Below are 19,635 nucleotides of genomic sequence, written 5' to 3'. Positions count from 1 at the left end.
GATCGCCACCCCCGCGGGCGATCGGGGCCGTTCGGTACGTGACCGAGACGTTTCGGCCTTCGAACGGAATTGCTGATTTCCACTCTTGAGTCGAACACCATCATCAACAAGGCTTGCGCCTGTCCCGGACATGTCCCAACTCCGTCCGGGCACGTCCGATGGCCGGTTCCGGGGAGGGGCGGGGTACGTCGCATGACCGAGGGGGACACCGGCGGGCGGAGAGCGCCCGACCCGCGGACGGCCGGCGACCCCGCCGCCTTCATCGCCCTGCTCCAGGAGCTCAAGGACCGGTCCGGACTCACGTACCGCGAGCTGTCGTCCCGCGCGGAGGCACAGGGCGACGTGCTGCCTCGCTCGACGGTGGCGAACATGCTGGCCCGTACGACGCTCCCCCGGGAGGAGCTGCTCACCTCCTTCGTCCGCGCCTGCGGAGTCGGAGCGGGGGAGCTGGAGGGCTGGCAGGCCGTCCGCACGGAACTGGCGGCACGGGGGGTGTACGACACCGGACCCGCGAGCCCGTCCGGCACCTCGGCCGAGGCGAACGAGGAACCCGACGCGAACGAGGAACCCGACGCCGACGAGGAACCCGACGCCGACGAGGAAGCCGACGCCGACGACGGACCCGACGCCGACGAGGAAGCCGGCGAGCGGGAGCCCGGCTCGGCGGAGGCGGTGGACACCACCTGGCCCTCGGCCCCCGCCCCCGCGGCCGAGCCGTCCGCCCCTGAGCCGCCCCGGTGGCGCATAGGGCGGACCCTCGTCACGGTCGTGGCCGTCGCGGGGCTCGTCCTCGCCGCCCTCAGCCTGGTGCTCACCGTCGTCCGGGACGACGGCGGGACGGGCCCGCGGCGGCTGACGGCCCCGGCGGAGGGGGAGATACGGATACGGGTGATCGGCTCGGACCTGTGCCTGAACGAGCGGCGGGGCAGCAGGAACGGACAGGTCCACCAGGTCCCCTGCGAGGACGCGGTCGTCCCCCTCTACTCCCTGAAGAACCGGGGCGGCCACTGGCAGATCCTCTCGGACCACCCGGACTACGGCCCCGGCTGCTCGGGCATCCCGTCCGGCGGGCGCATCCCGGACGCGCCCCTGGAGGACTCGGAGTGCGGCGATCCGGCCCGTCTGGAGTCCTTCGCCGTGGAACCCTTCGGCACTCCGGTCACCGGCTACCGCATCCGCCCCGAGGGCTCCGCGACCCGCGACGTATGCGTGACGGTCGTCGGCGACCGCACGGCCGCCTGGGCCCGCCTGGCCCAGGCACCCTGCCGGCCGGACGCGGCGGGCCAGCTCTTCAGCTTCGACCGCCGCGCGGACACGACGTAAATCGTGCCGTGCACACCCTCACGCTACGAGACGCCGGTCGCCGCCCAGAAGTGGTCCACGATCCCGTCGAGGAACTCCCGGCCCGAGGCGCCGCTGTCGCCCGGGGCGCCCCAGCTGCTCGTCGCCGCCATCCGGGCGTGGTAGTCGGTGTGCAGCCGCTGGAGGGCGGACTCCAGGACCCGCTTGGGCAGCGGCAGCATCTTCACGGCCGGGCGGACGTACGCCTGCCAGCGGGTCGTCGCCGCGTCCCGCAGCAGCTCGGCGAGGTCGGAGTCCCGGCCGGTCGCGGTCAGCAGCGCGCGCGGCCCGAGGCCGAGGGTCTCCGCGAGGGCGGCGGTCTGCCGTTCGTTGCCGCGCCAGCGGCCCGACTCCTCCATCCGGAGGTACGCCTGGGCCTCCAGGCCGACGCGCCGGGCCAGCTCGTCGGCGGCGAGGCCGCGGGCCATCCGGTGCTCGCGCAGGGTGGTGGCGGCGGCGAGGAGTTCGACGGGGGCGCACCAGAGGACCCCGGCCAGCGCGGTCAGCTCGTGCGAGGTCGGGGCGAGGCGGCCGCGTTCCCAGGCGACGACGGTCTCGGGGGAGACGGCGAGGCCGTACTGGGCGCTCAGACCGTAGGCGACATGGCCGGGCGCCATGCCGAGACCCTCGCGCAGGCGGCGGGCCGCGGCGGCGTTGAACGGAGGAGGAGGCGGGGAGGCTTGCACGCCGACACCGTAGGTGCGGAACGTGAGCAGTGGCTACGGTGCGTTCACCCAAGGCCAGAAGTCGTAGAAACGTGGGAACCCGCGGGTAACCGCCCGGACCGGGCATGCGGGGCGCGTCCCGGCTCGGGAGGCGGTTCCACGCGCGTGGCGCGGCCGCCGACCCCAGGACCGTAGATCACCGCGCCCGCGGACCGCAAGGGTGCCTCACGGTCCCCGTCGGGTCGTGGTGATCCAGCGGTACTGCAGCTCCGGCCTGCCGATCTGCCCGTACTGCGGGGCCCGCGCCGCCCGCCCCTCGGTCACCAGGTGTTCCAGGTAGCGCCGCGCGGTGATCCGCGAGATCCCGACGGCGGCCCCCGCCTCCGCGGCGGTCAGCCCCTCCGGGGCGTCCCGCAGGGCGCGGGTGACGGACTCCAGGGTCGGGGCGCTGAGCCCCTTGGGGAGCGCGGCGGGCCGCGGGGTGCGGAGGGTGGCGAGCGCCCGGTCCACCTCGTCCTGCCCCGACGCCTCCCCGGCCGCGGCCCGGAACTCGGCGTACCGCGTGAGCCGGTCCCGCAGGGTCGCGAAGGTGAACGGTTTCAGCACGTACTGCACGACGCCCAGCGAGACCCCTTCGCGCACGATCGCGAGATCGCGTGCGGAGGTCACGGCGATGACGTCGGCAGAGTGCCCGCCGGCGCGCAGCGCGCGCAGGAGCTGGAGGCCGTGGCCGTCGGGGAGGTAGAGGTCGAGCAGCAGCAGATCGACCGGTGTCCGCTCCAGCAGCCGCACGGCGGCGGCCCGGGAGTGCGCGACCCCGGTGACGACGAACCCCGGCACGCGCCCGGCGTAGAGGGCGTGCGCGTCCGCGGCGACCGGGTCGTCCTCGACGACCAGCACCCGGATGGGCGGCTCGGGCCGGCTCACGCGGTCACCTCCGTGGCGGCGGTCCGCGTCCGCCGGTCCAGCGGCAGCCGTACGGTGAACTCCGCCCCGCCGTCCGGGGAGCCGCCCAGGCGCACCGTCCCGGACGCGCGGGCCGCGGCCTGCCGGACCAGGGCGAGGCCGAGACCCCGGCCGGAGCCCTGGGTGGACCAGCCCCGCTCGAAGACCGCGTCCCGGTCCTCCTCCGGGATCCCGCGCCCGGAGTCGCCGACCCGGATCAGCAGCTCCCCGCCGCACGCCCGGGCGGTCACGGTGACCCGCGGCCGGCCACCCGAACCGCCCTGCGCACCGGTGTCATCGGACCCGCCCTGCACTCCCGCACCAGCGGCATCACGCGGCTCACCCTGCTTACCGCCGCCGCCCTGGCCGGCCGCGCCCCCCGCCCCGCCCGGGGCCGCGCTCGCCGCCTCGACCGCGTTGTCGATCAGGTTGCCGAGGATCGTGACCAGGTCCCGGGACGGGATCTCCGGGGGCAGCAGCCCGTCGTCGATGCGGCTGTCCTCGGTCAGCACCAGCTCCACCCCCCGCTCGTTGGCCTGCGCCGCCTTGCCGAGGAGCAGGGCCGCCAGGACCGGTTCGCCGACCGCGTCGACCACCCGGTCGGTCAGCGCCTGCGCCAGCTCCAGTTCGGCCGTCGCGAAGTCGACGGCCTCGTCGACCCGGCCGAGTTCGATCAGCGAGACGACCGTGTGGAGCCGGTTCGCCGCCTCGTGGGCCTGGGCGCGCAGCGCCTGGGTGAAGCCCCGCTCGGAGGACAACTCGCCCGACAGCGCCTGTAGTTCCGTACGGTCCCGGAGCGTGACGACCGTGCCGCGCCGCTCCCCGCCCACCACCGGCCGAGTGTTCACGACGAGGACCCGGTCCGCCGTGAGGTGCGGCTCGTCCACCCGGGGCTCCGAGGCGAGCAGCGCACCGGTGAGCGGCAGCGGCAGCCCCAGCTCCGTCGCCGGGGTGCCCACCACCTCGGCGTCGAGGGACAGCAGCTGCCGGGCGCCGTCGTTGATCAGAGCGATCCGCCGCTGCCCGTCCAGCATCACGAGACCCTCGCTCACCGCGTGCAGCGCGGCCTCGTGGTAGTCGTGCATCCGGCTCAGCTCGGCCGCGTTCATCCCGTGCGTGTGCCGCCGCAGCCGGGCGTTGATCACGTACGTACCCGCGCCGCCCAGGGCCAGCGCCGCGCCGGCCATGCCCAGCAGGGCCGTGACCTGCTCCCGTACCTGCTCGCTGATCGTGTCGATGGTGATGCCCGCGCTGACCAGCGCCACCACCCGGCCGTGGTCGCGCACCGGCGTGATCGTGCGGACCGAGGGGCCGAGGACGCCCTGGTGCGTCTCCGAGAGGGTCCCGCCCCGGGCGGCCTCCTCGATGTGACCGAGGTAGGTGTGGCCGATCTGGCCCGGCTCGGGGTGGGTCCAGCGGGTCCCGTCGGGGGCCATGATCACCACGAAGGCGACGCCGGTGCGGTGCCGTACCGATTCCGCGTACGGCTGGAGCAGCGCCGTCGGGTCCGCCGACCGGGCCGCCGCCGCCACCGTGGGGGACTCGGCGACCGACAACGCGGTCGCCGCGGACTGCCGGCGCGCGGTCTCCTCGGCCTGGGCGCGGTCGGTGACGTACGCGAAGACGGCGCACCCGGCCACGATCGCCGCCACCAGCACGACCTGCATCGCGAAGAGCTGGCCGGCGAGGCTGCGGGGCCGGGGGAGACGGAGGCGCATGCGGGCCAGTGTGCCTGGGCGCGGGGGGTGCGGCGGAATCCCGTTCCCGAATCGTTCTCCGGCGCGGGCGGGCGCCGGCGCGGACCCCGACCCGACCCGCGCGGTCGGCCCGCGCGCGCGGGGCGTGAACGAAAGGAACGCAAGGGTGACCCCGGTCACAGGCTGATGGATAGTCGCGGGGATCCACCGGGACGTGGACACACCCCAGCACGAGGAGGACCCCGTGGCCGCACGACGGGACCGTACCCATTACCTGTATCTCGCAGTCATCGCGGCAGTGGTGCTCGGCATCGCCGTCGGCTTCCTGGCCCCGGGAGTCGCCGTCGAGCTGAAGCCGCTCGGCACCGGCTTCGTGAACCTGATCAAGATGATGATCTCGCCGATCATCTTCTGCACGATCGTCCTCGGCGTCGGCTCGGTCAGGAAGGCGGCGAAGGTCGGCGCCGTCGGCGGCCTCGCGCTCGGGTACTTCGTCGTGATGTCGACCGTCGCCCTCGCCATCGGCCTGGTCGTCGGCAACCTCCTGGAGCCCGGCTCGGGGCTGCACCTCACCAAGGAGGTCGCCGAGGCGGGCGCCAAGCAGGCGGACGGGGCGCACGAGTCCACGGTGGACTTCCTGCTCGGCATCATCCCCACGACGCTGGTCTCCGCCTTCACCGAGGGCGAGGTCCTCCAGACCCTCCTCGTCGCCCTCCTCGCGGGCTTCGCGCTCCAGGCGATGGGCAGGGCCGGGGAGCCGGTGCTGCGCGGCATCGGGCACATCCAGCGGCTGGTCTTCCGCATCCTCGCCATGATCATGTGGGTCGCGCCGATCGGCGCGTTCGGCGCGATCGCGGCCGTGGTCGGCGCGACCGGCGTCGACGCCCTGAAGTCGCTCGCCGTCATCATGATCGGCTTCTACGTGACCTGCGCCCTCTTCGTCTTCGTGGTGCTCGGCGCGATCCTGCGGCTCGTCGCCGGGGTCAACATCCTGTCGCTCCTGAAGTACCTCGGCCGGGAGTTCCTGCTGATCCTCTCCACCTCGTCGTCCGAGTCGGCGCTGCCGCGGCTCATCGCGAAGATGGAGCACCTGGGCGTCAGCAAGCCGGTCGTCGGCATCACCGTGCCCACCGGCTACTCCTTCAACCTGGACGGCACCGCGATCTATCTGACGATGGCCTCCCTCTTCGTCGCCGAGGCCATGGGCAACCCCCTCTCGGTCGCCGAGCAGATCTCCCTCCTCGTCTTCATGGTGATCGCCTCGAAGGGCGCGGCGGGCGTGACCGGCGCCGGCCTCGCCACCCTCGCGGGCGGACTGCAGTCGCACCGCCCCGACCTGGTCGACGGCGTCGGCCTGATCGTCGGCATCGACCGCTTCATGAGTGAGGCCCGCGCGCTGACGAACTTCGCCGGCAACGCGGTCGCGACGGTGCTGGTCGGCACCTGGACCAAGGAGATCGACCGCGAGCGGGTCACCGAGGTCCTGGCGGGGCGGGTCCCCTTCGACGAGAAGACCCTGGTCGACGACCACGCGCCCGCCTCCTCGGAGATGCCGGACCAGCGCGCCGAGGGAGGGGGGGAGAAGGTCCGCGCGGGCGTCTGACCGTGTCCGGCGGCGGCGCAAACCGCCGCCGCGCTGCCCCGCCCGGCCACCTCCGGCCGCTCTCCCGGCCGGACGCTGCCCCGCCCGGCCGCCTGCGGCCGCTCTCCCGGTCGGGCGCGGACACGAACGGGACGACCCCGGCCGCCCTCCCGGCCGGGGTCGTCTCTCCGCGTACGGTCCCGCCTCCACGGTCCCGCCTTCTCGGCCCCGCCCCCTGTGCGGGGCCGAGAGGAGGCCGCCGGGCGGCCTCGTGTGCGGCGTCAGCCGAAGGGGATGCGGACCACCGAGCGGTCGCCGGTGCCGAGGGTGCTCGGGCCGTTCCCGATGGCGTTCCAGACCTCGACCCTGACCCGGCCGCCGACCAGGTCCCCGTGACTGCCGGTCGCCGTCTTCAGGCCCCGCGCCTGGGTGTAGTGCTCGAAGCCCGGCACGGGATCGGTGGCGAAGTACTGGTACGTCTCGGTCCGCTCCCAGCTGCCGTCGCCGGTCCGGTCGTAACTCACCCGCACCTGCTGCCCGTTGGCGATCACCGATCCGGCGTCGACGAACAGGTCGAACTGGGTGGAGCCGCCGTTGTACGCCCGGGTCAGCGGGCCCGAGGTGAAGACCTGGGGGCTGTGCGGGGCCCCGTCGTGGTTGCCGCCGCCGGCCGAGGCCAGGGAGACCGTCGACGCGGCCGCCGCGTCACCGGCGCCCCCGCCCGTCCGCAGGTAGAGCTGCGAGGAGCCGGAGGGCGGCGGGGTCGTCGGCGGCGGGGTGGTGGGCGGGGGAGTGGTCGAGCCGCCCCGCGTCCACACGGCGACGTAGTCGACCAGCATGGGCCGGCCGGGGACGGTCGCGGCCGTCGGCGTCTTCCCGGCCAGCGCGTCCGGGAACGCCCCGCCCATGGCCACGTTCAGCAGGATGAAGTACCCGGCGTGGCTGGTCATGTCCGCCCATGCCTGGGCGCCCACCCGGGTCTCGTTCACGCTGTGGAAGAGCTGGTCGTCGACGTACCAGCGCAGCTCGTTGGGGGTGACGGAGCGGTCCCACTCGAAGCGGTACGTGTGGAACGCGGACTGGCAGCTCGCGCCGGGGCAGACCCGGCTGGCGCCGATGCCGGTCGTCTCGCCGCACGGGCCGCCCGGGTTCACCCCGCAGTGCAGCACGCCCCAGACGGAGTTGACGCCGTTGACGTTCTCCATGATGTCGAACTCGCCGATGGCCGGCCAGTTCCAGTAGTTGCCCCGGTAGGGGGCGCCGAGCGCCCAGAACGCCGGCCAGTAGCCGAGCGCCGCGTCCCCGGTGACGTTCGGCATCTGGATCCGGCCCTCGATGCGCAGGGTGCCGCCGGCGGGCGCCTTGAAGTCGGCCCGCTTGGTCTCGATGCGGGCGGAAGTCCAGTTCCCCGCGCCGTCCTTGAGCGGGGTGATCCGGAGGTTGCCGGTGCCGTCGAGCCGCAGGTTGTCCGGGCTCGCGGTGTAGTTCTGGATCTCTCCGGTGCCCCAGTTGCCGGGGCCGCCGGGATAGCCGTGACCGGTGTCGATCTGCCAGTCGGCGCCGTTGGGCAGCGCGCGGTCGGGGCCGTTGAAGTCGTCGCTCCACTGGAGCGACCAGCCCGGCGCCGGGGGCACGGCGCCACTGGCGGCGCCGGCCCCGCCGAGGCCGAGCAGGGCCCCCGCGGCGAGGGCGGCGGCGAGGAGTGAGGCGAGCAGGGGAGTGCGTCTGACGCGGCTCAAAGGGAACACCTCCGGGGCGATGGTGCGCGGGGTGTGCGGGGGTTGAGAGCGCTCTCAGACAGCTTTTGTAGTTGGAGACAACGGCCCCGTCAATGGGTCGGGTGCGTTCGGCCCCTGAACACGCCCGGTCGGCTCCCCTCCGCACGCCACCGCCCCGCCGACGACGGCGTCCCTCCGGGGGGCGTCCCGTGGCCGCCCTTGACGACTCCCCGTGGCCGCCCTTGACGACTCCCCGTCCCCGCGAGCGTCTGAACGCCGGCCGCCCCCGCCCCCTTGCCTTGACGCGGGCGTCAAGGCCTACGTTCGGGGACATGCGCATCGGCGAGCTGGCTGAGCGGGCCGGGACGACCACGCGGACTCTGCGGTACTACGAGTCCCGTGGCCTCCTGGCCGCCCGGCGTACGGAGAACGGCTACCGCACCTACGACGAGGGCGACCTCCGTCTGCTCCGGCAGATCCGGACCCTGCAGGACGTCGGGTTCGAGCTGGAGGAGACGCGGCCGTTCGTGGAGTGCCTGCGGGCGGGGCATCCGGCGGGCGACGCGTGCCCGGCCTCGCTCGACGTGTACCGGCGCAAGCTCGCCGAGCTGGACGCGCTCGTCGCCCAGTTGCGAGCGGCGCGGGCACAGGTCGCCGCCCAGCTGCTGCGGGCCGAGGCGGAGCTGCCCGCCGGTCCGGAACCCACCTGCGAACTCGGAGGATGACGACATGGTGCACGTACGGGGAGTCGACGCGGTCACGGACGCGGACTTCGACGCGGAGGTGCTGCGGTCGGGGCCGCCGGTCCTGGTGCAGTTCACGGCCGACTGGTGCGGTCCGTGCCGTCAGCTGGCGCCGGTGCTCGCCGCCCTGGCCGAGGAGGAGGCGGACCGGCTGCGGATCGTCACGCTGGACGTGGACCGGAATCCGGAGACCACCCTGCGGTACGGCGTGCTGGCGACGCCGACCCTGCTGGTCTTCCGGGACGGCGCGCCGCTGATGTCGATGGTGGGGGCCCGCCCGAAGCGCCGGCTCCTCCAGGAGCTGGAGGGCGTTCTGGCCTGAGCTTCTCTCCCTGGCGCACAAAAAGACCCCGACTAGAATGGAAGTCGGGGTTCACTTTCGCGTATATTCATGGATTCCGTGTCCGTCATTGGCGTCCGCATATCGTCTGCGGATAAGGCCACGGAGAAGTTCAATAGACGCACTGTATCGCGCCAGGAGTCGAATTGTCAACCGAGCAAATGCGGAATGAACAGCAATTCATCACGGAGCTCTACGCGCGACTCGACGACCTGAGGGACCAGGCCGAGGCCGCCGTCGACCAGGCGCTGCGCACCCCCGGGGTGGGCAGCAGCCAGGGCCGCCTGGAGCGGGACGTGAGGGTCGCCGAACAGTCCGGGCTGCTCGCGGCCTTCAACGCCGGGGAGACGGGCCTCTGTTTCGGCCGGCTCGTCTTCCAGGACGGACGCGACCACCACATCGGCCGGATCGGCATCCGCCGGGACGACCCGCACCGCACGCCGCTCGTCGTCGACTGGCGCGCCGAGGCCGCCCGCCCCTTCTACCTCGCCACCGGCCACACCCCGATGGGGCTCAGCCGCCGCCGGCACATCACCACCCAGGGCCGCCGGGTGACCGCCCTGCACGACGAGGTCCTCGACCTCGCCGACGCCACCCGCACCGGCCACGAGAACCGCGACGCCGACGAGGTCCTGCTCGCCGCGCTCGACGCCGCGCGCACCGGACGCATGCACGACATCGTGCAGACCATCCAGGCCGAGCAGGACCGCATCATCCGCTCCCCGCACCGAGGCGTCCTCGTCGTCGAGGGCGGCCCCGGCACCGGCAAGACCGCCGTCGCCCTGCACCGCGCCGCGTACCTCCTCTACGCGCACCGCGAGCAGCTCGCCAAGCGGGCCGTCCTGATCGTCGGCCCCAACCCCGCCTTCCTCGGCTACATCGGCAACGTCCTGCCCTCGCTCGGCGAGACCGGCGTCCTCCTCGCCACGCCCGGCGAGCTCTACCCCGGCGTCCGCGCCACCGGCACGGACACCCCGCGCGCCGCCGCGGTCAAGGGCGACGCCGCCATGGCCGAGGCGCTCGCCGCCGCGGTACGGGACCGTCAGCAGGTCCCCGACCGGGGGACGCCCCTCGTCGTGCCGCACGACGACGGAGACCTGGCCATCGACTGGGACATGGCCCTCGAAGCCCGCCACAAGGCCCGCGAGACCCGCCTGCCCCACAACCTCGCCCGGCCGTACTTCGTCTTCCACCTCCTCGACGCGCTCGCCGCGCAGCTCGCCGACCACATCGGCGCCGACCCCTACGGCGGCCCCAACTTCCTCGGCGCCGACGACCTCGCCCTGCTCGCCAAGGGCGTCGCCGCCAACCCCGAGGTCCATGCCGCCATCGACACCCTCTGGCCGCCGCTCACCCCGGAAGGCTTCCTCGCCGACTACCTCGCCGAGCCCACGCACCTGTCCGACGCGGACGCCGACGCCATCCGCCGCGACGGCGGACCGTGGACCGCGGGCGACGTGCCCCTGCTCGACGAGGCCGCCGAACTCCTGGGCCACGACGACGCGGCCGCCCGCGCCGCCGAGGAGGCCGAACGGCAGAAGCAGATCCAGTACGCCCAGGGCGTCCTCGACGTCTCGTTCGCCTCGCGCACCTACGAGTTCGAGGACAAGGAGGAGCAGGACAAGGACGCCTCCGAAGTCCTCTCCGCGCACGACATCATCGACGCCGAGCGGTTCGCCGAACGCCACGAGGAGGCCGACCACCGCAGCGCCGCCGAGCGCGCCGCCGCCGACCGCACCTGGACCTTCGGCCACATCATCGTCGACGAGGCGCAGGAACTGTCCGCCATGACCTGGCGGCTGCTGATGCGCCGCACCCCCACCCGCTCCATGACCCTCGTCGGCGACCCGGCCCAGACCGGCGACGCGGCCGGCGTCGGCTCGTGGGAGAGGATCCTCGCGCCCTACGTCGAGGACCGCTGGGACCTCGTCCGGCTAGGGGTCAACTACCGCACCCCCGCGGAGATCATGGCGGTCGCCGCCGAGGTCCGGCGCGAGGCCGACCCCGGCTTCGAACCGCCCCGCTCGGTCCGCTCCACGGGCGTCGAACCCTGGGAGCGGACGGTGTCCGACCCGGTGAAGGAGACCGCCGACGCGGTCGCCGCCGAGCCGCGCACCGAGGGACGCCTCGCGGTGATCGCCCCGTCGGAGCTGCACCCGGCGCTCACGGCCGCGCTCCCCGAGGCCTCGCACGGCCCGGCCCCCGACCTGACCCGGCCCGTGGTCCTGCTCGGCCCCCGGCAGGCCAAGGGCCTGGAGTTCGACACGGTCCTCGTCGTCGACCCGGACGCCATCCGGGCCGGCGCCACGCACGGCACCAACGACCTGTACGTGGCGCTGACCCGGGCCACTCAGCGACTGGGCGTGATCCGGGCGGAGTGAACCGTCACGCCGGACGCAGCCACACCGTCGCCAGCGGCGGCAGCGTCATCCGCACGCTCGCCGGACGGCCGTGGGACGGCACCGACTCGGTCTTCACCGGGTCGGTGCACTCCACGCCGCTGCCGCCGTACCGCGTCGCGTCCGTGTTGAGCACCTCCGACCAGGCCGCCACCGACTCGGGGACACCGAGCCGGAAGTCCTGCCGTACCACCGGCGAGAAGTTGCAGACCGCCAGCAGCGGCGAGCCCTCGGCGTCGTAGCGGAGGAAGGCGAAGACGTTGTCCTCGGCCGCGTCCCCCACCACCCACTGGAAGCCCTCCGGGGAGGTGTCCCGCTCCCACAGCGCCGGCGTCCCGCCGTACACCGTGTTCAGATCGCGCACCAGGTCCCGCACGCCACGGTGGTCCGCCTCCGCGCCGTACGACGGGTCGAGCAGCCACCAGTCCGGCCCGTGCTCCGCCGACCACTCCGCGCCCTGGGCGAACTCCTGGCCCATGAACAGGAGTTGCTTGCCCGGGTGGGACCACATGAAGCCGAGGTAGGCGCGGTGGTTGGCGCGCTGCTGCCACCAGTCGCCGGGCATCTTGGAGACCAGCGCCTGCTTGCCGTGCACCACCTCGTCGTGCGAGATCGGCAGGATGTAGTTCTCGCTGTACGCGTACACCATCGAGAAGGTCATCTCGTTGTGGTGGTACTTGCGGTGCACCGGCTCCTTCGACACGTAGCCGAGCGAGTCGTGCATCCAGCCCATGTTCCACTTCATGCCGAAGCCCAGACCGCCGAAGCCGCCGGGGCCGACCTGGTCCGTGGCCCGGGTCACGCCGTCCCAGGCGGTGGACTCCTCGGCGAGGGTGATGACCCCCGGGCACCGCCGGTACACCGTCGCGTTCATCTCCTGGAGGAAGGCGACCGCGTCCAGGTTCTCCCGCCCGCCGAACTCGTTCGGCAGCCACTCGCCGTGCTCACGGGAGTAGTCGAGGTAGAGCATCGAGGCCACCGCGTCCACCCGCAGGCCGTCGATGTGGTACTCCTCGCACCAGTACACCGCGTTGGCCACCAGGAAGTTCCGCACCTCCTTGCGGCCGTAGTCGAACTCCAGCGTCCCCCAGTCCGGGTGCGCCGAGCGCCGCGGGTCCTCGTGCTCGTACAGCGGCCGGCCGTCGAACTCCGCGAGCGCCCAGTCGTCGCGCGGGAAGTGCGCCGGGACCCAGTCCATCAGGACGCCGATCCCGGCCCGGTGCAGGGACTCCACGAGGTACTTGAAGTCGTCGGGGGTGCCCATCCGCGCCGTCGGGGCGTAGAAGCCGGTGACCTGGTAGCCCCACGAGCCGCTGAAGGGGTGCTCGGCGACGGCCATGAACTCCACGTGCGTGAAGCCGAGGTCGCGGACGTACGCGGGGAGCTGCTCGGCCAGCTGCCGGTAGGTGAGCCCGGGACGCCAGGACGGCAGGTGCAGTTCGTAGACCGAGAAGGGCGCCTCGTGGTGCGGCCGGGCGCCGCGGCTCGCCATCCACTCCGCGTCGTCCCAGGTGTGGTGCGAGTCCGTCACGACGGAGGCGGTGTTCGGCGGGCACTCGGTGCGGCGGGCCATCGGGTCGGCCCGCAGGGTGTGGGAGCCGTCGGGCCGGGCGATGTCGAACTTGTACACCGCGCCCTCGCCGACGCCGGGCACGAACAGCTCCCAGACACCGGTCGCGCCGAGGGAGCGCATCGGCAGCGCCGTCCCGTCCCAGTGGGTGAAGTCGCCGGTGACCCGCACCCCGCGCGCGTTCGGCGCCCAGACCGTGAACCGGGTCCCGGACACGCCCTGGTGGGTCAGGGGGCGGGCGCCGAGCGCCTTCCACAGCTCCTCGTGGCGTCCCTCGCCGATCAGGTGCAGATCGAGGTCCCCGAGGGACGGCAGGAAGCGGTAGGGATCCTGCACGACCAGCTCGTCGCCGTCGTACCGCACCCGCAGCTCGTACTCCGGGATCTTGCGCAGCAGCGGCAGCAGCCCCGAGAAGAGCCCGTCGCCGTCGTCGTGCAGCGCGACCCGCTTCCCCTTGGCGACCACCGTGACCTCACGGGCGTACGGGCGCAGCACCCGGATCGCCACGCCGCCGCGCACGGGGTGGGCGCCGAGCAGGGCGTGCGGGTCGTGGTGCTCCCCGGCGAGCAGCCGGGCCCGGTCCTCCGCGCCGAGCGGCGGCGCCTTGCGCACGCCGCGGTCTCCTCCGGCCTCCGCGCGGGGCGCCGGCGTCTTGGCCGCGGCCGGCGGCGTGACCTTCGGCGCGACCTTGGTGGTGGTCTTCGCCGAGGGCACTTCGTCGGTCGTGGTGCGGGCCGTCTTGCGTGCGGATCGGGCGGTCACGGGGTTGCCTCCTGGGGCGAGTCGGAAGGGGAGGGGAGCGGGGACGTGCGGGGGCCACGGGGGGACGGCGACGCCCACGCAACCGCAACGCGGCCCGTCCCGCGCAGGACACTCGGCCGAACGGGTAGCGGGCGCGCGGGCATGGCCGCCGGGGTGCGCGGCCCGGTCGGACGCCTGTCCTCATGGTGCGGCGCGTCGGGGGACGACCGCGCCCGGAAGGCCGCCGTCCGTGTCCGCCCCGGCCCGGGGGCCGGTGGGCCCCCGGGGCACGGAGCGGGCCGGGCCGTCACTCCGCTCCCGCCAGGCGGTGGATCGCCGCCATCGGGACCGGGAGCCAGTCCGGGCGGTGGCGGGCCTCGTAGACGACTTCGTAGACGGCCTTGTCGGTCTCGTAGGCGCGCAGCAGCGCCGGGTCGGAACGGGGGTCCGTGCCGGAGACCTCGGCGTAGCCCGCGCAGTAGGCATCGCGGCAGCGGGCCGCCCACGCGGCGTTCCAGGGGCGGTGGGTCCGGGCCGCGTAGTCGAAGGAGCGGAGCATGCCCGCCACGTCCCGGACGGCCGGCTGTGGACGGCACCGTTCGGCGAGCGGCTTCGCGGGCTCCCCCTCGAAGTCGATCACCGCCCAGCCGTCGTCCGCGGCCCGGAGGGTCTGCCCCAGGTGCAGGTCGCCGTGGATCCGCTGCAGCCGGCCCTCCGCCGCCGTGTCGCCCGCGGCCGCGAAGACGGCCCGCAGACCGGGGACGTACGGCAGCAGCGCCGGGACGGCCTGCGCCGCCGCGTGCAGGCGCTGGTCCATCGCCGCGGTCAGGTCATCCGTCTCGGACTTCCGCAGCCGCTCGGTCGGCAGCGCCGTCGCCAGTGCCAGGTGCACCTCCGCCGTGGCGCGGCCGAGCGCGTGCGCCTCGGTGGTGAACTCCCGCCCCAGCGCCAGCGCGTCGAGCGCGAGCCGCCAGCCGTCCCGTGAGTCCCGCAGGAACGGCTGGAGTACGCCGAGGGTGCCGGCCCCCGACTCGAACCAGGCGACCGGCGCGGGCACCCGCGCGCAGCCCTCCCTGGCCAGTGCCAGGGGCAGCTCAAGGTCCGGATTGGTGCCGGGGCTGACCCGGCGGAAAATCTTCAGGATGTACGTTTCGCCGTACACGAGCGAGGAGTTGGACTGCTCGGCGTCGAGGACGCGGGGGGCGAGCGAGGGGGGCAGCTCGGTGGTCCGGTGGAACCGGAGCGGCCCGATCCGGCCCGGGGTGCGCAGGCGTTCGTAGAGCAGCCCGGCGAGCCGCGGGTCGCGCAGCCCTTCGTAGACGGCCCGCCCGGCCAGGGGTCCCTGGCGGATCCGCCCGATCAGGGCGGGGGCGAGGCGCGGCGGCAGTTGTGACCTGACGCCGAGGAGCAGTTGGTAGCAGTCGGCGGGTGTACCCGCCGGGCGGGCCGGTTGTTCGACCCGTACCAGCAGATGCAGCAGCCCGGGTCCCGTGCCGTCCAGCGGCAGCAGCTCGGTGGCCGCTTCCAGCGTGAATCCGGTGACCCGCCTTCCCTTGCCCGCGAACCAGCGCTGCCGGGGCAGCCATTCATGGAGCAGGGGAGCGAGTGACGGGAGGAGGGCGGCCGGGGCCCGGGTGGTGGATGCGGTCTCCGGCATGGCATCGCGTCCTTTCCCCGGGGGGCGCAGAATCGAGTTCAAATGCGCAGAGTGTCCCGGATGGCGGCTTCGGCTGTCCGGATGTGCGGGACGTGTCGGGAGGGAAGATCCGTATGGGCCCGACAAGAAGGCCCGTATGGACCTGAATCCCCCCCGAGGGGCTGAGGGGTGTGTGGGTCACAGTGCCCCGGGAGGCGCGGCGGAAACCCGCTTCACCCGGGGCACTTGACCGGATTTCCGTCAATCGCGCGGAGAACGCGCCTTCTTCAGCCGGAACCAGTAGAAGCCGTGCCCCGCGAGGGTCAGCAGGTACGGCCACTGGCCGATCGCCGGGAACCGCACCTGGCCGATCAGCTCCACCGGGCTCATCCCGGCGAACCGGCGCAGGTCCAGTTCGGTCGGCTGCGCGAACCGCGAGAAGTTGTTCACGCAGAGCACGAGGTCGGCGTCCATCCCCTCCTCGGGGGCGGACTCCCGCAGGAAGGCGAGCACGGCCGGGTTGGACGAGGGGAGTTCGGTGTACGAGCCGAGTCCGAACGCCCGGTTCTGCTTACGGATCTCGATCATCCGCTTCGTCCAGTGGAGCAGCGAGGACGGGGAGGCCATGCCCGCCTCGACATTGGTGACCTGATAGCCGTAGACCGGGTCCATGATGGCCGGAAGTGACAGCCGGCCGGGGTCGCAGGAGGAGAATCCCGCGTTCCGGTCGGGCGTCCACTGCATCGGGGTGCGGACCCCGTCCCGGTCGCCGAGCCAGATGTTGTCGCCCATCCCGATCTCGTCGCCGTAGTACAGCACCGGCGAACCGGGCAGCGAGAAGAGCAGGGCGGTGAACAGCTCCATCTGGTTGCGGTCGTTCTCGAGGAGCGGGGCGAGCCGCCGCCGGATGCCGATGTTGGCCCGCATCCGGGGATCCTTGGCGTACTCCGCGTACATGTAGTCGCGCTCTTCGTCGGTGACCATCTCGAGCGTCAGCTCGTCGTGGTTGCGCAGGAAGATGCCCCACTGGCAGCCGTCCGGGATCGCCGGGGTCTTGGCCAGGATCTCCGACACCGGGGTGCGCGACTCGCGCCGTACCGCCATGAAGATCCGCGGCATCACCGGGAAGTGGAACGCCATGTGGCACTCGTCGCCGCCCGAGGGGAAGTCGCCGAAGTAGTCGACCACGTCCTCCGGCCACTGGTTCGCCTCGGCGAGCAGCACCGTGTCGGGGTAGTGGTCGTCGATCTCCTTGCGGACCCGCTTCAGGAAGGTGTGCGTCGCGGGGAGGTTCTCGCAGTTCGTGCCCTCCTGCTGGTACAGGTACGGCACGGCGTCGAGGCGGAAGCCGTCGATGCCCAGGTCGAGCCAGAACTTCAGCGCGGAGAGGATCTCCTCCTGGACCGCCGGGTTCTCGTAGTTGAGGTCCGGCTGGTGCGAGAAGAACCGGTGCCAGTAGTACTGCTTGCGGACCGGGTCGAAGGTCCAGTTGGACGTCTCGGTGTCGACGAAGATGATCCGGGCGTCCGGGTACTGCTTGTCGTCGTCGGCCCAGACGTAGTAGTCGCCGTACGGCCCGTCGGGATCGGTGCGGGACTCCTGGAACCACGGGTGCTGGTCGCTCGTGTGGTTCATGACGAAGTCGATGATCACCCGCATCCCGCGCTGGTGCGCCGCGTCCACGAACTCCACGAAGTCCGCGAGGTCGCCGAACTCCGGGAGCACGGAGGTGTAGTCGGCGACGTCGTAGCCGCCGTCCCGCAGCGGCGACTTGAAGAACGGCGGCAGCCAGAGGCAGTCGACGCCCAGCCACTGCAGATAGTCCAGCCTGCTGGTGATGCCCTTGAGGTCGCCTACGCCGTCGCCGTTGCTGTCCTGGAAGGACCGCACGAGCACTTCGTAGAAGACGGCCCTTTTGAACCAGTCCGGGTCACGGTCCTTTGCGGGCGTGTCCTCGAAGGTGTCGGGGACGGGTTCGTTGACAGTCATGAGGTGGGTGACCCTCCGATCGACGGGGACGGTCGCAGAGCGAGGACGTGCGCGGGCCTGACGCCCGGCTCGAGGCGCACATAGTTGGCTCTGCCCCAGTGATAGGTCTCGCCGGTGAGCTCGTCGCGCACCGGTACGGTCTCGTGCCAGTCGAGGCCGAGTTCCGGCATGTTCAACGAGACCGTGGCCTCCTGGGTGTGGTGCGGGTCGAGGTTGGCGACCACCAGAACGGTGTTCGAACCCGACCGCTTGCTGTAGGCGATCACCCGGTCGTTGTCCGTCGTGTGGAAGGTGAGGTTCCGCAGGCGGCGCAGAGCCGGGTGGCGGCGCCTGATCCGGTTGAGCGTGGTGATCAGCGGAGCGATCGACGCGCCCGAGCGCTCCGCCGACTCCCAGTCGCGCGGCTTGAGTTGGTACTTCTCCGAGTCGAGGTACTCCTCGCTGCCGTCGCGCAGGGCGGTGCCCTCGCACAGCTCGTACCCGGCGTACATGCCCCAGGACGGCGACAGGGTCGCCGCGAGCACCGCGCGCACCTCGAAGGCCGGCCGGCCCCCCGTCTGGAGGTAGGCGTGCAGGATGTCGGGGGTGTTGACGAAGAAGTTCGGCCGCATGGAGGCGGCCACGTCGCCGGACAGCTCGGTGAGGTACTCCGTCAGCTCCTGCTTGGTGTTGCGCCAGGTGAAGTACGTGTACGACTGCTGGAAGCCGACAGCGCCCAGCGTGCGCATCATCGCGGGCCGGGTGAACGCCTCCGCCAGGAAGATCACGTCCGGGTCGGCCCGGTTGATCTCGCCGATCACCCGCTCCCAGAAGACGACCGGCTTGGTGTGCGGGTTGTCGACGCGGAAGATCCGCACCCCGTGGTCCATCCAGTGCCGCAGCACCCGCACCGTCTCCGCGACGATGCCGTCCATGTCCCGGTCGAAGGCGATCGGATAGATGTCCTGGTACTTCTTCGGCGGGTTCTCGGCGTACGCGATCGAACCGTCCGGCCGGTGGTGGAACCACTCCGGGTGCTTCTCCACCCACGGGTGGTCGGGGGAGCACTGCAGGGCGAAGTCCAGCGCGATCTCCAGACGCAGCTCCCGGGCCCGGGTCACGAAGGCGTCGAAGTCCTCGATCGTCCCCAGATCCGGGTGGACCGCGTCGTGGCCGCCCTCCGGCGAGCCGATCGCCCACGGCACGCCCACGTCGCCCGGGCTCGCCGAAAGCGAGTTGTTGGGGCCCTTGCGGTGGGTGGTGCCGATGGGGTGGATGGGCGGGAGGTAGACGACGTCGAAGCCCATCGCCGCGATCGCCGGCAGCCGGTCCGCCGCCGTACGGAACGTCCCCGGGACGGTCCGGCCGCGGACCTTCCGCACGCCCTCCGAACGCGGGAAGAACTCGTACCACGAGCCGTACAGCGCCCGCTCCCGCTCCACCTGGAGCGGCAACGCGGGGGAGGCGCTGACCAGTTCGCGCAGCGGATGGCGGTCCAGGGCCTCGGTCACCTGCGGCGCCAGCGCCGCCGCGAGCCGCGCGGACGCCGAACGGGACTCGTCGCGCAGCGCGTCCACGGCCGCGAGGACGGCCTCGCGTCCCCCGCCCTTCTTCGGCACCCCCTTCGCGGCGCGCTCGTGCAGCTCGGCGCCCTCGGCGAGCACCAGCTCCGTGTCCATCCCGGCCGGGATCTTGATCGTGGCGTGGTGGCGCCAGGTGGCCACCGGGTCGCTCCAGGCCTCGACCGTGTAGGTCCACAGGCCCTCGGCGTCCGGGGTGACCTCGGCGCCCCAGCGGTCCGTGCCGGGTGCGAGTTCGCGCATCGGGGTCCACGGCCCGGGGCGGCCGGACGGACCGCGCAGCACGACATTGGCGGCGACCGCGTCGTGGCCTTCGCGGAAGACGGTCGCCGTGACCTCGAAGGTCTCCCCGGCCACCGCCTTCGCGGGCCGGCGGCCACAGTCGACCAGCGGGCGGACGTCCAGTACGGGAATACGTCCCATGAGCGGATTCACAGCATCACCTGAGGGTTTGCGGGGGTGCGGGTGGTGGTGCGCTCTTTGTAGCTCCGTCGACGGCTGGCGGGTTGCGGGCATGGCCGCTCCTGTCCGCGTTCACTCGGATGGCGGGTCTACGGGGTGTACCGGAGGAGCCTTCCTCGGTTTCCGGGCGGGCAATCCGGCGCTTTGTTAACTACTCGGACGTAGCCGCGGGGACAAGCACTCCCCGGCCACAAGAAACCGGCCCCGTCCTGCGAGGACGGGGCCGGCCGGGAGAAAAAGCCCGCACA

The 19,635-nt window shown here is 72.7% G+C and carries 13 protein-coding genes; 5 read left to right on the top strand and 8 right to left on the bottom strand.

Features of this window, described 5'->3' with window-relative positions; translation table 11 throughout:
- The first annotated feature begins 192 nt into the window (after positions 1–192).
- A complete protein-coding gene (locus ACFZBD_RS11585) occupies positions 193–1,323 on the top strand; it encodes a helix-turn-helix domain-containing protein (protein ID WP_391139114.1) in 1,131 nt (376 codons plus the stop codon).
- A gap of 23 nt (positions 1,324–1,346) precedes the next feature.
- Here ACFZBD_RS11585 and ACFZBD_RS11580 read toward each other — a convergent pair whose 3' ends face one another.
- From ACFZBD_RS11580 to ACFZBD_RS11570, 3 genes are all read right to left on the bottom strand, one after another.
- A complete protein-coding gene (locus ACFZBD_RS11580) occupies positions 1,347–1,958 on the bottom strand; it encodes an XRE family transcriptional regulator (protein WP_391139666.1) in 612 nt (203 codons plus the stop codon).
- 273 nt (positions 1,959–2,231) lie between these two features.
- Positions 2,232–2,933: a response regulator gene (locus tag ACFZBD_RS11575; RefSeq protein ID WP_391139112.1), complete on the bottom strand. Its 702-nt coding sequence runs from the start codon at positions 2,931–2,933 to the stop codon at positions 2,232–2,234.
- A complete protein-coding gene (locus ACFZBD_RS11570) occupies positions 2,930–4,669 on the bottom strand; it encodes an ATP-binding protein (protein ID WP_391139110.1) in 1,740 nt (579 codons plus the stop codon). Before ACFZBD_RS11570 ends, ACFZBD_RS11575 begins: the two co-directional genes overlap by 4 nt.
- A 223-nt stretch (positions 4,670–4,892) precedes the next feature.
- Between ACFZBD_RS11570 and ACFZBD_RS11565 the strand changes: the two genes are divergently transcribed.
- Positions 4,893–6,251 (top strand): cation:dicarboxylate symporter family transporter, encoded by a 1,359-nt coding sequence (locus ACFZBD_RS11565; RefSeq protein ID WP_391139107.1) that lies wholly within the window; start codon positions 4,893–4,895, stop codon positions 6,249–6,251.
- Positions 6,252–6,511: 260 nt separating this feature from the next.
- Here the strand turns inward: ACFZBD_RS11565 and ACFZBD_RS11560 are convergent, their stop codons facing one another.
- A complete protein-coding gene (locus ACFZBD_RS11560; protein ID WP_391139105.1) occupies positions 6,512–7,969 on the bottom strand; it encodes a glycoside hydrolase family 16 protein in 1,458 nt (485 codons plus the stop codon).
- A 311-nt stretch (positions 7,970–8,280) separates the two neighbouring features.
- Here ACFZBD_RS11560 and ACFZBD_RS11555 point away from each other — a divergent pair, with 311 nt between their 5' ends.
- From ACFZBD_RS11555 to ACFZBD_RS11545, 3 genes are all read left to right on the top strand, one after another.
- Complete coding sequence (locus ACFZBD_RS11555; RefSeq protein ID WP_391139103.1) at positions 8,281–8,673, top strand: MerR family transcriptional regulator; 393 nt, start codon at positions 8,281–8,283, stop codon at positions 8,671–8,673.
- Positions 8,674–8,677: 4 nt separating this feature from the next.
- Positions 8,678–9,013, top strand: a complete 336-nt coding sequence (locus ACFZBD_RS11550) for a thioredoxin domain-containing protein (protein WP_391139101.1) — start codon at positions 8,678–8,680, stop codon at positions 9,011–9,013.
- Positions 9,014–9,192: 179 nt separating this feature from the next.
- A complete protein-coding gene (locus ACFZBD_RS11545) occupies positions 9,193–11,412 on the top strand; it encodes a UvrD-helicase domain-containing protein (protein WP_391139664.1) in 2,220 nt (739 codons plus the stop codon).
- A gap of 4 nt (positions 11,413–11,416) precedes the next feature.
- On the opposite strand, the gene glgB is transcribed toward ACFZBD_RS11545, so the two are convergent.
- The 4 genes from glgB to ACFZBD_RS11525 all read right to left on the bottom strand — a co-directional run bounded on the left by glgB (position 11,417) and on the right by ACFZBD_RS11525 (position 19,348).
- A complete protein-coding gene (gene glgB / locus ACFZBD_RS11540) occupies positions 11,417–13,762 on the bottom strand; it encodes a 1,4-alpha-glucan branching enzyme (protein ID WP_391139100.1) in 2,346 nt (781 codons plus the stop codon).
- 286 nt (positions 13,763–14,048) lie between these two features.
- Positions 14,049–15,398 carry a maltokinase gene (locus ACFZBD_RS11535; RefSeq protein ID WP_391139098.1) on the bottom strand — a complete coding sequence of 450 codons (1,350 nt, stop codon included), beginning with the start codon at positions 15,396–15,398 and terminating at the stop codon, positions 14,049–14,051.
- A 240-nt stretch (positions 15,399–15,638) separates the two neighbouring features.
- Complete coding sequence (treS, locus tag ACFZBD_RS11530) at positions 15,639–17,366, bottom strand: maltose alpha-D-glucosyltransferase (RefSeq protein WP_391139096.1); 1,728 nt, start codon at positions 17,364–17,366, stop codon at positions 15,639–15,641.
- The gene (locus ACFZBD_RS11525) at positions 17,363–19,348 is read right to left on the bottom strand and encodes a maltotransferase domain-containing protein (RefSeq protein WP_391139094.1); all 1,986 of its coding nucleotides are present in this window, start codon (positions 19,346–19,348) and stop codon (positions 17,363–17,365) included. The genes treS and ACFZBD_RS11525 overlap by 4 nt, the downstream gene beginning before the upstream one ends.
- Between the last annotated feature and the right edge of the window lie 287 nt (positions 19,349–19,635).

This window comes from Streptomyces sp. NPDC008121 (assembly GCF_042957155.1).
GTDB lineage: Bacteria > Actinomycetota > Actinomycetes > Streptomycetales > Streptomycetaceae > Streptomyces.
Note: the sequence above shows the minus strand (reverse complement) of the source record. Positions and strands in the feature narration are given on the sequence as shown.

Excerpts from the sequence above, each read along its gene's own strand:
- ACFZBD_RS11550 (WP_391139101.1), top strand. The coding sequence starts at position 8,678 with ATGGTGCACGTACGGGGAGTCGACGCGGTCACGGACGCGGACTTCGAC.
- ACFZBD_RS11580 (WP_391139666.1), bottom strand. The coding sequence starts at position 1,958 with ATGGCGCCCGGCCATGTCGCCTACGGTCTGAGCGCCCAGTACGGCCTC.
- ACFZBD_RS11585 (WP_391139114.1), top strand. The coding sequence starts at position 193 with ATGACCGAGGGGGACACCGGCGGGCGGAGAGCGCCCGACCCGCGGACG.
- treS (WP_391139096.1), bottom strand. The coding sequence starts at position 17,366 with ATGACTGTCAACGAACCCGTCCCCGACACCTTCGAGGACACGCCCGCA.
- ACFZBD_RS11525 (WP_391139094.1), bottom strand. The coding sequence starts at position 19,348 with ATGGGACGTATTCCCGTACTGGACGTCCGCCCGCTGGTCGACTGTGGC.
- ACFZBD_RS11535 (WP_391139098.1), bottom strand. The coding sequence starts at position 15,398 with ATGCCGGAGACCGCATCCACCACCCGGGCCCCGGCCGCCCTCCTCCCG.
- ACFZBD_RS11555 (WP_391139103.1), top strand. The coding sequence starts at position 8,281 with ATGCGCATCGGCGAGCTGGCTGAGCGGGCCGGGACGACCACGCGGACT.
- ACFZBD_RS11570 (WP_391139110.1), bottom strand. The coding sequence starts at position 4,669 with ATGCGCCTCCGTCTCCCCCGGCCCCGCAGCCTCGCCGGCCAGCTCTTC.
- ACFZBD_RS11545 (WP_391139664.1), top strand. The coding sequence starts at position 9,193 with ATGCGGAATGAACAGCAATTCATCACGGAGCTCTACGCGCGACTCGAC.